Genomic DNA, 13,545 nt, shown 5'->3' on the forward strand with positions numbered 1-13,545 from the left:
ATTTTTTATTTTTCTTTTATGGGAGTAATATGACTGATGGGAGTGATGGGGCAGATGTTCCGCCTTATCCCTTTATCAGAACTTATACACGGCGCTCACTCCTATGTTGCGGCCGGGCTTGTATACTCTTGTTATCTGCTCTACCTCGCGGCTTGTTCCGTTTGAGTAGTGAACGTCGGCAAACTGCTTGTAGTAGACTTTCTGTGCCAGCAGGTCGCGTATGCTTAGCTTCACTTCCCAGTGCTTGCCGAATTTCTTCGATGCCGAGAGGTCTATCACGTCGCGGGGCATCTCGTAGCTGTCGGGCACTCTCAGAGTCTCGTTGCCGCTTGTTGTTCCTTCGCTGCGTCCTACTCCGATTATTCGTTTGCCTATGCGGTTGTATAGCAGTGCTATGTCAAGCTGCATCTTGTCGTTCTTGTAGAATATTCCGGTGTTTACGAGGTAAGGCGACTGACCCTGCATGGGGCGGTTCTCCTCCTTTGAGCCTTCTTCAAACTTCACGCGGCTCTTAATCAGCGCTCCGTTGAACGACCAGCTGAAGCCGGGCAGGCCTATGAACGAGAGATCCTTGCGTATGTCGAGCTCTATACCGTAGTTGTTGGCGCGCTTAGCGTTCATGTAAGAATACACAAGACTTGTTCCGCCCGTAACGGTGTAGGTCCACTCGATAGGTGAGTCGAAGTATTTGTAGAATGCCGCTATTGAGATAAGCTCGCCCTTAGAGGGATAGAACTCGTAGCGGAAGTCGACGTTCTGTATGTAGCATGGCTTCAGGTCGGTGTTACCCTGCACGTCTGATGCCAGGTCGAAGTCGTAGAACACTGAGGGCGACACCTCGCGGAATTCAGGACGGTTGACCGTCTTGCCGTATGACAGACGCAGCTGGTGCTTGTCGTTAATCTTGTAGGTGGTGTTCACCGAGGGGAACAGGTCGCTGTACTCATAGTTGTGGCTGAAGGGGCTCTCGGCGTTGTCGCGTGTGTTTGTTATCAGCTCCATGTGGTCATATTCGTAGCGCAGTCCGGCGTAGATGTTCAGCTTGCCGAGCGGAATGTTGGCTGCGAAATATCCTGCTCCGAGATAGTTGTTGCCCTTATAGTTGTTGCGCATGTGCTGTTCCTCGAGCAGATACAGGCGGTCGGCACCGAAGTAGCTCTCGTCGCTGAGCATCTCCGACAGGTCGTTCTGGCGGAATCCGTCGGGCAGAGTGTTGCTGGCAGCGTTCCAGTTGTAGATAAAGTCGCGTGTGGTGTACTTACGTGTGCGGTATTCGCCGTAGGCTCCAAACTTGAGCGACGGTGTGAACGATCCGAACTTGAATTCGTGCTTGTCGTTCACTGCTGCCGAAACGATGTGCTCGTCGAGCTTTGTCCATTCGCGCGATATGTCGTTGGGGCTTGTCAGCTGCATCACTCCCGGCTCCAGAGCGTCGTTTATGAGATAGCGGCGGCGGTCGGGCACGTTGCGGTTGGCATAAGAGTAGCTTGCGCTCCAGTCGAGCTCATCCAGCGCAAAGGTGTGCTTTCCGGTTATCTGTCCGTTGTATGTGGTGCGGCTGCGGTAGTAATATTCAGCCGAGTTCTCGTTGTCCGACTGTGCGCTCAGTCCCTCGCGCCATGTGTAGCGGTCGTTGCCAATCTGGTTGAAGATGTTCTTCAGCTGATACTTGCTGTTGCCGTCGGCAGAAAGTAGGGTGAAGTTGAGCATGGCTCCCAGTCGCACGTTGTGGTTATACTGGTCGTCTACAGAGTAGCGCAGATAGTTCGACTGGTCTTTGTCGGCATCATACACGCCGTAGAGGTTGTTCTGCATGTCTTCATACTTGCGGTATTCGTTGCTGTAGTTGAAGGCAGCAATCATTCCGAGCTGGCGGTCGCCCAGTTTCCAGCGGCGTCCCAGCGAGCCCGACAGCTTCAGGTCGCCCAGCGGACTCATCGTCCTTACGCGCCAGTCGTTGTTAAGACCGTTGTTCAGCAGGTCGACACCGTTGCCGGCAATGCTGTTCATCGTGGCTTTTATGCCGCCGTTGAGTCCGCGCATGCCGCTGTCGAAACCGAGGAAGTCGGTGCCCGAGCCCTTGGCATACTTGAAGTCGGAGAATGAAGAAATGTCGTTCCAATTGCCGCCGACAGACAGCTCGGCTGTGTTTTCCGCCGGAATGTCCTTTGTCGTTATGGTGATGAATCCGCCGGTGTAGTCAGCCGGATATTCGGGCGACGGCGTCTTCACAATCTGCATGTTGTCTATCTGTGAACTTGGAATAAGGTCGAACGAGAAAGCCCTTGAGTCGGCTTCCGAGCTAGGCACGGCTCCGCCGTTGATCCAAACGTTGTTGTAGCGCTGCGAGAGTCCGCGCACCATGACAAACTTGTCGTCGATGAGGCTCACGCCCGGCACTCGGCGTATCACCTCTCCTGCGTTAGTGTCCTGTGTCTTTGTTATTTCCTGTGCCGATACGTTGCTCACTATGACGGGACTGCTCTTGGTCATCTGTATTACCGCGATCTCCGTATTCTTCCTAGCCACGCCGGTAACCGTAACCTCCTTCAGCGTCTGTTCGTCGGGTGTGAGCTTTATCTCTAACACCTGTGGCTGAGCTTCAGCCCGAACCCCGTCAATTTTTTTAGTCTTGTAAGAGATGTATTTTATGGTTAAAGTATAATTTGCGTTTTCGTCGAGTCCGCTGAACGTGAACAGTCCGTCGATGTCTGTTGCAGCCGCTTTGGCCGTTCCTTCAATCTGCACGGTTGCTCCGATGAGCGCCTCGCCTGTCGTACTGTCTGTAACTTTTCCCTTAATGTCTGCCGCGTATGCTCTGAATGCTGTCAGGATGAATATCAGCGCCACGGCTAATCTTAACCTTTTAATCATACTTTGAAATGCTTTCTATCGTTTACGGCTGCAAAGTTATATGCGGCATGTTGCAATAAGGTTAACGCCATGTTATGAAAGACTGACAAACGTGTTGCAATGGCGTAACGTTTATTTTCATTGTGTGACAGCTTCTACGCGGGCATAAATCATTGACGCAGGAATGAAATAAAAACGCCCTGCCGCCGTTCTTATAATATATATGATAACACTACTGCTGGCGGTCGCACTGACGGCCGCGCCATACGACAGCACCTCGGTTGCCGCAGACGACACGATAGCGGCTAAAGACAGACTTAAGGCCGAGGCTTACCGGGCTAAGCGCGAGATAGACAAGATACTCGACATGCGCGACAGCCGGGCGCGGAGCCGTGTAGACACAAACTATATTGAGCGCACGCCGCAGCGGCTGCGCTTCAGGCTCACGCTCAACGCCTCGGGCTCTGACGTACGCACGCGGGGCGTCAACGCCGACGGCAACTTCAATACGGAGATGAAGGCGCAGAACAAATACACCGTAAGTCTCAGCGCCGCTTACCGCGGACTGTCGCTCAGCGTGGCCATGAACCCGGCACATCTTGCGGGCGAGAAGAAAGACTATGAGCTGAACATGAACGCCTACGGCAACAAGTTGGGCGCCGACGTGATATTCCATTCGGCAAAGACTTTCGAGGGCAATGTCCACACTCAGCGCGGCGACATCAGCATACCGGCCGGACTGATAAGCCAGAACATGCTGACGCTCAACGCCTATTATGCCTTCAACGGCCGCCGCTTCTCTTATCCTGCCGTGTTCAGCCAGTCGTGGATGCAGAAGCGCAGCTGCGGAAGCCTCATGCTCGGCGCCTCGTTCATGGGCGGAGTGCTCAAGGCGCGCCACGACGACGTTATAGGCAACCCAGAGTCGAGGCTAAGCATACTCTGCGTCGGCTTAGGTGCAGGCTACGGCTACAACCTTGTGCTGCGTCACGGCTGGCTCATACATCTGTCGGCGCTGCCCGAACTTGTGGTCTACAGCCGAAGCCGGCTGACAACAGGCGGCAGCCGCACCAGGATGCCCTACAGGTTTCCGAACATAATAGCCGTGGGGCGCATTGCCGTGATCAGGCATTTCGGCCGCTATTTCGCCGGGTTTACCTCTGTCGTAAACACCTCGCAGCTTGGCGACCGCGACGAGCTGCTGCTGAACATCACCAAGTGGCGCGCACGCATCTTTATAGGCATAAAGATCTGAGGCGTGCCGGCAGGATGTGAATAACTCTACACAGACGCTTTCGGCTTTTGGAACGCGTCGGCCGATGAATCTCGTATATTTTTTTGAACAGAAACTCGTCACTCGTCACATTCGTGTGTAAGACGTTGATAGTCAGTCTCTTGTAGTGTGACGAGTTGAAAATCCAACTCGTCACATAAGCGTCGCAAACCTGATGCGTGATGAGTTGAAACGGCAACTCGTCACACTGCAATGCGTTGATTGTCAGATGATTAAACCATTATGTGACGAGTGATGAGTTTTTAGGAAAAATATTTTTTCGTACAGATTTGTTATATTTACTGATTTAGGTTGACCAGCTCTCCGCCTGCTCCTGACTGAGGTAGACTCAGCCCATGCAGGCAAAAGCTATCCTTTTGTGTCGTAAAAGACCACATTCTGCAGTCTGAAAGCATACCTTTCGCAAGGCAAAAGACCGCATATTGCCAGGCAAGGTTTTCGTCAGATTTTTCTTGACATAGCCCGTTATGCCTGCGAAAAATCTGACTAAAATCCGCTAAGCAAAAATACAGACCAAATCTTTATGCCCGATTTGGGATAAAAACACCGGAGGGACATGCGTCATGCCGCATGCCCCTCCGTCAAACTGAATCATAAAAAACATGTATTAAGCCGTATGCGGCCGATGCCGCATTGGGGGTTAATCTTCACCCCAGATGCTCTTGTGCTCAGGCGCGAGCATAGGGTTGTCGCTGACTTCGTCGTTCCATCCGAGATCTGTATCTGATGTCGGGGGAATATTAGAGGCCTGCATCAGGTTGCCTTCAAACTTTACTTCTACTATTTTACATTCCGGTTTTATATACTTTTCCATAATATGTTTCTCCTTTATCTGTCTTATTTAATGTTGTTGTTTATTTCACTGCTACTTTCTTACCGCCTACGATGTATATGCCTTTGGGCAGCTTGTCGAGGCTCTTGCCTGCGTAGACGCCGGTTACGGTGTAAATCTTCTGGCTGTTGTCGTTGCCGTTCATAACGCCGTCTATGCCAGTTGTGCCGCCGTCGCCGTCGAGCGAGAAGCCTTCAGGAGCCTGCGATGCGTCTGTTATGTCGATGGCAAGGAATGCGCGGTTGGCTGTGTATTCGAATGCTGCGCCGTCGGCTGCGCCCCAGTAGAATCCGCATTTGCCGTCGTTGCCAAGTGCAAGCTTGTAGTATTTAACGTTGGTTCCCTCAACAAATGTCATTCCGTCTGCGTCAACGTTGTCTGCGCCATAGAGCATGTTGCCTGCAGGAGCCGTTTCTTCAGATGTAGTGTAGTTCACAGTGTAGTCGCCTTTCTCGCCTTTAAGCACGATAGGAGTCTTAGCAGGAACAACAGTGCCCGGCTGATAGTTGTAGCTTACGGTGAGCTGGCTTGTCTCATTGTTGGCTTTAGTTACAATTCCGCCCTGCACATTTTCCGGCATTACAAACGCCTTGTCGGTGTAGTATGTGGCGAAGCCGGCGTCGGTGATATTAAATGCAACTTTTTTATAAAGTTGTACTTTTAAAGTTCCAGAGTCAGATGTATATAATCTAAAATCATTTGTATTACTATTATAACGAATTTCACGATTACCATTAATGTTGGTAATTGAGGCATTTCCGTCTCTTGTAAATGATATATTCCAATTTGTATTTTTATTAATTGCGAATGAGGTGCTGCTTTCGTATCCAATCTGACCTTGGATAGTTTCTAAGATATAGTTGCCGTCTGTTCCTTCTGATAAAACTATTTCATATGGATTTTCATTGTTGTTTTCCGTATCAAATCTTGCAAAACCATCCTGCAAATATGTATTAGTAATGTTACCATGTCCATCTTCATCAATAAATCCAAGAGCAGTATTATTGCTTTCATTTATTATAACATACGTAGCCCCTATGCTTATTTCGTCAATTGATGTTATCTTTTTATATACAGATTTTGTAAGATTAAGTTTTGTATATGTGGCTGATACCTCACTGCTATTTTCCAATACTCCGTTAGGATCAACTGTTATGGCGCGTATTGTTGTTGTAGCATCTATAGTAAGTCCTTCGCTCGGAAATTCAGTTGAGTTGGCGTCGAGTGTAGCCTCCGGGTCTGTAGTATAAACAATCTTTCCGCCTTCAGTGGCTGTTGAGGCTGTAACGGTCAATGTGTTTGCGAACGATGTGCCTGATGCTGGATTGAATGTCGGGGCTGAACATTGAGTGGTTGAAGATTCTTTAATATATGTAATGGCTATTTTTTGTATTTCGCAAGAACTTTTAGTGTTGAATGTAACTTTCTTTTCTTTCCCTGTCCATAAATTTCCATTCGTTTCGTTAAAGTATATTTTTGAACCTTCAAAGTCAATATTAGTTATATATCCGTCTGTTGGTGCTTCGAAAGAAATAGAACCTCCATTCGTATAGCATCTTAATGTATATTTTCCTTTGCTATTCCATATTCTTGTATATTCGGAACCTTTAGTACAGCTAAATGTAATTTCTTGATATGTAAATGGGGTTGTAATGTTTACCCCCTTTCCACTTTCAGGTGGTGTAAAACCCATGTCGATAATACCCTCTTCTGTGGAGAAATCAAATGTTACAGTTTTCGTCTCTTGTCCCCATACATTTACCGAGGCCAAGCACATAAGGGTCAGCAGCCAGAGCGCCAATCCTCTTCTTTGTGTGTGTAAAAGTTTTTTCATAAAATTAGTGTTATAAATTAGTCGATTTTTTAATAGTTAATATCTTGTATTATATCTTATGCAGGTGAGATTTTGTGTGCCTCAAGAGATAATTCAGAATTGTAATATATCCAAGGTGCAAATATATGGATATAATTCCAATAAATATAAAAAATGTGAATAAATTATTGCTTTGAAACTAATTTATAATGAAAACGTAAAACTGTATATGTTACGTGCTTGTTTGTCGATTTGTTTTTGCGCCTTAATCTTATTCGTTATATGAGTTTTGCGGCATGTCGTGGCTTTATACTTTTGTAGGTAATAAAGCTAAAATGACGTTAAAGACTTTGTGTTTTGGCGTGCAGCAGGATGGCATAAATGCATATTTTATTATTTTTGTGGAAACATTAAACACCGGCGCTGTACGGGCTGTATTAGCTGCGACACGCCAAATATAATACGAGGATATGATGAAACATACTGTTTTGCTGACATTCTTTATGGCGCTGACCGGTCTTTCGGCACACGCCGCCGGCTATGACGACAAGGCCATGCAGGTGAAGGAGATAAGGCTGAGTAACGGACTGACCGTGTGGATAAACGAAGACCACTCGCTGCCTAAGGTGTTCGGCGCCGTGGTGGTGAAGGCAGGAGCTGCCGACAGCCCAAATACGGGCATTGCACACTATTTTGAGCATATGATGTTCAAGGGCACAGACAAGATTGGTACGGTGGACTATGAGAAGGAACGGCCGTGGCTCGACTCGATATCCGCCAAATACGACCAGCTGGCGCAGACCGCCGATGAGGCAACGCGCCGGCAGATACAGGCCGACATAAACCGGCTTGGGGCAAAGGCTGCCGAGTATGCCATACCCAACGAGTTCAGCAATCTTGTGTCGCGCTACGGAGGTTCGGGGCTTAACGCAGCAACGAGCCTCGACTATACCGTATATTACAACACGTTCCTGCCGCAGTATGTAGACCAGTGGGCGTCGCTCAACAGTGAACGCCTTGTCAGTCCTGTGTTCCGCCTGTTTCAGAGCGAACTCGAAACCGTGTACGAAGAGAAAAGCATGTATTCCGACAATGTGCTGATGAGCGCATACGAACGCGTGATGGAAAACTTCTTCGGCGGCACGCCTTATGCCTATCCGATAATAGGCAGCACCGAAAGCCTGAAGAATCCGCGGCTGAGCGAGATGCAAAGCTTCTACGACCGTTATTATGTGGCAGGAAACATGGCGCTGATACTTGCCGGCGATGTGTGCGCCGACTCCATAATGCCGCTTCTTGAACGCACTTTCGGACGGATAAGGGCAGGCGAGGCTCCGGTGCGCAGCGAGTTTACGCCCGTGTCGCTCGCATCGCAGCCCGAAGTAAGGCTGCGCATACCTTATCCCATAGTTAAGGGCGAGCTTATGGCATTCCGCACACCGCCGCACGGGCATGCCGACGAGGCTGCGCTCGACATAGCCGTAAGACTGCTGACAAACAACTTTGGTTCGGGCAAGTTCGACTCTATAAGCAACAACGGCGGCGCGCTTATGGCCACGGCCATGACTGCCGCGCTGAAGGATGCCGGCATAACGTTTGTGGCGGGAGTGCCGAGTCTGCCGTTCGGCTCGCGCAAGAAACTTATGCGCAGGTGCATGGAGCAGGTGGACAAAGTGAAGAATGGCGACTTCGGCGACAGCGACCTGCAGGCGCTGAAGATGGAAGCCGGACGAGAGCTGAAGCGCAAGCTGGAAGATGCCGACAAACGTGGATGGATGATGGTTGAGGCTTACGGCAACGGCGAAGAATCATGGGCGGAGTATCTTGCACGTGAGCAGGCTGTTGAGAATGTGAGCCGTGACGACGTGATGCGCGTGGCGCGCAAATATTTCAACAATGAATACATGGACTTCGTGAAGAAATACGGCAGCTATCCTTCCGACAAGGTGTCGCAGCCGGGATATAAGCCCATGCCTGCAAAGAACATAACGGCGCAATCGGCTTATGCCGCCATGCTCGACTCAATGGGGCACAAGGATGTTGAGCCGCGCATAATCGACTTCGACCGTGACGCCTCTCGCATAAGTCTCGGCCGCATGGCAGAACTTTATGCCGTAAAGAATAACGTCAACGACGTGTTCACCCTGCAACTTATCTATCACAAGGGAAAGGTGGCCGACCCGCGTCTTGGGGTGCTCGAATCGTATATCGACGCGCTCGGCACCGACTCGCTTACAAGTCAGCAGCTGCGCCGTGCCCTGCAGAACGTCGGTTCTACGCTCGGTTTCAGTGCCGGCAACAATTCGTTCACCATATCCATGCAGGGCTTTGAGCGCAACCTTGAGCCTTCGTTGAGGCTGTTGGCCCATTTCCTCTCGTCGGTTAAGCCTGACAAGAAGCAGATGTCTGAACTGAAACGTGCGTGGCGTCTTAACGACATGGCGTTTGTGAAAGACAATTCGAGCATTGCAAAGGCTGCACTGTCGAAGATAGTCTACAGCGACAAGTCGGCTTATCTCAACCGTGTGTCTGTCGGTGATGTCAAAAAGATGAAGCCCGAAGAACTTGTCAGCCTGTTTGACAGTCTGCAGAACGTGCAGTTGTCTGTCGTTTATTGCGGCAGCCGCGACGCGGCATCTGTGGGGCAGGAGGTCAGCCGTCTGTTGCCTGTTGACAAAGCTTGTGAGTCATATGCCGACACATACAAGCCGCTGATGCAGTATGACGCCCCGGCAGTGTATATATTAGACAACCCAAAGGCGCGCCAGACCGTAGTGGCCACATACACGCCGCTTGCCCCACTGTCATACCAGGGCGGGCGCACTTGTCTGCAGTTGTGGAGCCGCTATTTCGGAGGTGACATGTCGTCTGTGATGTTTCAGGATTTGCGCGAGCTGCGCTCGTTTGCCTATTACGCTTACGGCACGACCGAGTTGCCGTCGCCCGTGCTTCATGCTGACGCTCCCGTAGGCTTCACTACAATGATGGGCACTCAAGCCGACAAGACGATGGAGGCAGTGGCAACGCTCGACAGTCTGTTTGCCTGCATGCCCGTGCGTGACAAAAACATGAGCGACGCCCGCCGCTCGATGCTCAACGGCATAAACAACGGTTATCCCTCGTTCCGCAGCATAGGTCAGACCATAGCCCTGTATCGTGCGCAAGGCTATAAGGCCGATCCTGACGCCGCCCTGGCGGAGTCGTTGAAGACCGTTACAGACGAGGATGTCTACGACTATTATAATAAAAATGTGAAAGGTCGTCCCTACATCCTGATTATTGTAGGCGACAAGTCGAAACTCGACATGCAGAAACTTTCAAAATACGGAAAGATAACAGAATTGAAGTTGGAGGAAATATACAGAATGTAATTTTTTAATTCATAATTCACAATTCATAATTCATAATTGGGAACGCTGATTTTAATTCATAATTCACAATTCATAATTGGAACTGATGATTTAAACTCATTCCTAATTATAAAGTGTAATCATAATTATCCATTCTCAATTCTCCATTCTCAATTATACAAAAAAATCCCGGCTTTTGGCCGGGACTTTTTTGTATAAATTAATTACAGGTTCGGGTTAATCTTGTTCCACTCAGAGATTTCAGGAACGATGTTCAGAGTAACCAGCTCGTCGCGCATCTTGCAGAGGTGCTCGTAGCTAGCGTCGAGTTTAGCGTTCTCCTCAGCAGTTCCCTGCGGCATCTCATAGTGAGCACCGGTTGTGTCGAGAGTAGTCTTCATAGCCATCATGATGTGGTTGTATTTCTCGTTAGAAACATAAGTTCCAACAGGGAAACGGAAAGGCTCGCCACCCATCACGGCACGAATCATCTCAACAGAGAGATAAGCCGGGCTCTGGAATGAAGAACGTCCGCGGAGCTCGATAATCTTGGCACCACCCTTAGTAACGTCAACCTTCATCTGCTCCCACTCCTCGTTTGTGAACTCAGGTGTGCCGATGATTTCTGTCAGAGGTTTGCCGTCGATAGTTACGTGTGAGCCGAATACTGCCATCTGCTCTCCGTGACCGCCGTATGTAGCGCAACCTTCGATCTCGCTCTGCATAACGTTGAACTTCTTTGCCAGTGCGCTCTGCAGACGTGTAGAGTCAAGAGCTGCAAGAGTTGTAACCTGTGAAGGTTTCAGGCCAGAGTACAGCAGAGTTACAAGACCTGTAAGGTCAGCCGGGTTGAAGATGATAACAACGTGCTTAACGTCAGGGCAATATTCCTTGATGTTCTTGCCAAGTCCTTCAGCAATCTCGCAGTTGCCTTTCAGCAGGTCCTCGCGTGTCATGCCGGCCTTACGTGGAGCACCACCAGAAGAGATGATATACTTAGCGTTTGTGAAAGCTTCTTTTACATCAGTTGTAGCTGTTATCTTCACATCGCCGAAACCGCTCTGGCGCATTTCCTCAGCAACGCCTTCCGGTGAGAAAACGTCATAAAGGCAGATGTCGTTAGTCAGACCCATTGTGAGGGCTGTTTGAACCATGTTTGAACCAATCATTCCGGCTGCGCCGACGATTGTAAGTTTTTCGTTAGTTAAGAATTTCATAATAACTTGTGTTTTATTATTGTTAAGACATTCAATTGTCCTTGTTTTTTACCGTAATCGCAGGCATGGTGTGTCATACCTCTTTTTTAATAGTCCGATATGCGGCTTTACTTTTGCAAATTTAGTAAAAAGAATGGATATAAAATATTTATTAGTATTTTAGTTTGTTATTAAATTTAAAAAGACATATCTTTGTAATGTCTATTTTGCAAAATCATATAAAATATTATGTGATTTCGTCTAAAATGGGCAAGCCTGCCCTTATATAGGGTACATACTGTGTCTCCAGGCGTCCTTAATCGTCAGGAGATGTCCGGCTGTGCCGGCTTGCAGACCATAAATCGTGACGGGAGTTTCGGCTCATCCTATTTTAATATATATGGTGGTTCCGGATGTCATGGCTTGCAGCTGCACAGATGTCAGTATGGCGTGTGTTGTATTCATATTGTATGTTTTGCTTTTCTTGTCAGTAATATTATGAAAAGATTTTGCTTTTTGCTGGTGTTGTTGCTTCATGTTGTCTGCATGCATGCCTTGTATCGGGAGTTTGAAGGCAGGACTCACTATGAGGACTCTCTGCTGGAAACAGCCAAGAGACTGTCGGACAAGCGTAATTATAAAGAGTCTTTTGAGGTGCTGACAAAGCTGCGTGAGATGGCTGAACGCAAGAACGATTACGAGATGGTGTTCCATTGTCATATCAACTGGGCGTTCAATCTTGCCGAGATGCTCAATTATGACGACGCTTTAGACTATCTGTCGAAGGCATATAAGATTTCGGTGGAGAAACTCAGCAAGCGCGAGGAGATGTCAACCCTGAACAACATGGCATATCTTTACCTGAAAAGCAACAAGTATTTGCAGGCAAACGAATATTTCAAGCGCAACTATAATTATGCAAAAGAGATAAAGGATACAACCTTTCTGCGGGGATCTGCGCTCAACGTGGCCATTTCGGCGATAGATATGGGCAATCTTGAGGAGTGTAGGGTATATATGAATATAACCGAGCAGCTGGTTAAGCCCAATACAGAGGAATGGATGTCCCTGCAAGCCCTGAAGACTGACTATTTGTTTGAGACGCATCAGTATAAAGCTCTCATATCTTTTGCAAAACGTGTCATAAAGATGAACCTGTATCCGGATATAAGGCAGGACATAAGAATAAATATGTGTAAGGCCTATATCGAGATGAGAGACTATGACAGTGCAGTGGCAATGGCTAATGAAGGCATCGCTAACGAGACTGACCTTGTCAGAAAGCAGCCTTTCTATGAAATTCTCAGTGAGGCATATCTTTGCATGAAACAATATAATCTTGCGTTTGCATACAAAGACTCGTTCATCGTAGCCAAAGACTCCATGCAGGTGCGTATCGACAGGGTGGCTTTCGAAAACAGCAGTATTCAGTTTGAACTGCTTAGGAAGGAGAAAGAGATAAGTGAATATCATGCCCGGGAAACCCGCACGCAGATTCTGATTGTCTTTATCGTGGTGCTGGTTGTCGTGCTGATATGGGCCTTGTCTAACCACATGGTTAAGGTGAAGCAGCGTCAGAAGATTGTGGAGCTTCAGCTCGAACAGGAGAAGAAAAATCAGGAACTGCTGGCGAAGAAACTTGAAGAGCAGGAGGCACAGAGCATGCTTGACCAGAAAGATTTTCAGCTTCAGCTTGAGAAGAAGAACCGCGAACTGATGTCTAAGGCTCTGTTCATGGCAAACAGAAACGAGGCCGTGCTGAATATTATAGACTCTTTGTCGAAGGATGTGAACATCGAAAAGAACTCACAGCTCGATTTAAATATCCGTGAACTCAAGTCGCATCTTTCTGAAAATAAAGAATGGAGCTATTTTACAACTTATTTTGAAGAATCTAACAAAGAATTTGTCCTTCGGCTTAAAGAAAAGCATCCTAATCTTACCGCAAATGAGATAAGATTTATTTCTTTGGTGTATATCGGCCTGAATAATAAGGAAATATCCTCCCTTTTGAACATAACATCGGAGTATTGCAAAAAGAAAAAACAGAAAATTGCAAGAAAAATGGGACTTGAAGATACACATTCTATGTATCAATATCTTTTTTCTTTTAATGTGTAACCTCCTGTTTTTAGGGCAAAAAAGAGATATATCCCCATAAAAACACTACTAGGGTCCCCTTTTTATCCCCCTAATAAGCTTGAAGT

At 48.0% G+C, this 13,545-nt stretch carries 7 protein-coding genes; 3 read left to right on the forward strand and 4 right to left on the reverse strand.

What is annotated here, in order from left to right; translation table 11 throughout:
- Positions 1-75: 75 nt before the first annotated feature.
- A complete protein-coding gene (locus ACU52_RS10115) occupies positions 76-2,874 on the reverse strand; it encodes a TonB-dependent receptor (RefSeq protein WP_053398694.1) in 2,799 nt (932 codons plus the stop codon).
- A 202-nt stretch (positions 2,875-3,076) separates the two neighbouring features.
- Between ACU52_RS10115 and ACU52_RS10120 the strand changes: the two genes are divergently transcribed.
- Positions 3,077-4,108, forward strand: coding sequence for a DUF4421 family protein (locus ACU52_RS10120; RefSeq protein WP_053398695.1), 1,032 nt, complete (start codon positions 3,077-3,079; stop codon positions 4,106-4,108).
- Positions 4,109-4,787: 679 nt separating this feature from the next.
- Here ACU52_RS10120 and ACU52_RS15130 read toward each other — a convergent pair.
- Both ACU52_RS15130 and ACU52_RS10125 read right to left on the reverse strand, forming a co-directional pair.
- Positions 4,788-4,961, reverse strand: coding sequence for a hypothetical protein (locus tag ACU52_RS15130; RefSeq protein WP_156316891.1), 174 nt, complete (start codon positions 4,959-4,961; stop codon positions 4,788-4,790).
- Positions 4,962-5,001: 40 nt separating this feature from the next.
- Entirely contained in the window at positions 5,002-6,813 is a 1,812-nt protein-coding gene (locus ACU52_RS10125; protein ID WP_082335244.1) for a chitobiase/beta-hexosaminidase C-terminal domain-containing protein, read from the reverse strand.
- 449 nt (positions 6,814-7,262) lie between these two features.
- Here ACU52_RS10125 and ACU52_RS10130 point away from each other — a divergent pair, with 449 nt between their 5' ends.
- On the forward strand, positions 7,263-10,163 hold the full coding sequence (locus tag ACU52_RS10130) for a M16 family metallopeptidase (protein WP_053398697.1): 2,901 nt from the start codon (positions 7,263-7,265) through the stop codon (positions 10,161-10,163).
- Positions 10,164-10,366: 203 nt separating this feature from the next.
- Here the strand turns inward: ACU52_RS10130 and ACU52_RS10135 are convergent, their stop codons facing one another.
- Entirely contained in the window at positions 10,367-11,359 is a 993-nt protein-coding gene (locus ACU52_RS10135; protein ID WP_021853564.1) for a malate dehydrogenase, read from the reverse strand.
- 477 nt (positions 11,360-11,836) lie between these two features.
- On the opposite strand from ACU52_RS10135, the gene ACU52_RS10140 reads away from it, so the two are divergent.
- A complete protein-coding gene (locus ACU52_RS10140; RefSeq protein ID WP_125105481.1) occupies positions 11,837-13,459 on the forward strand; it encodes a transcriptional regulator in 1,623 nt (540 codons plus the stop codon).
- The last annotated feature ends 86 nt before the right edge of the window (positions 13,460-13,545 follow it).

Source organism: Xylanibacter rarus, assembly GCF_001275135.1.
Lineage (GTDB): Bacteria > Bacteroidota > Bacteroidia > Bacteroidales > Bacteroidaceae > Prevotella > Prevotella rara.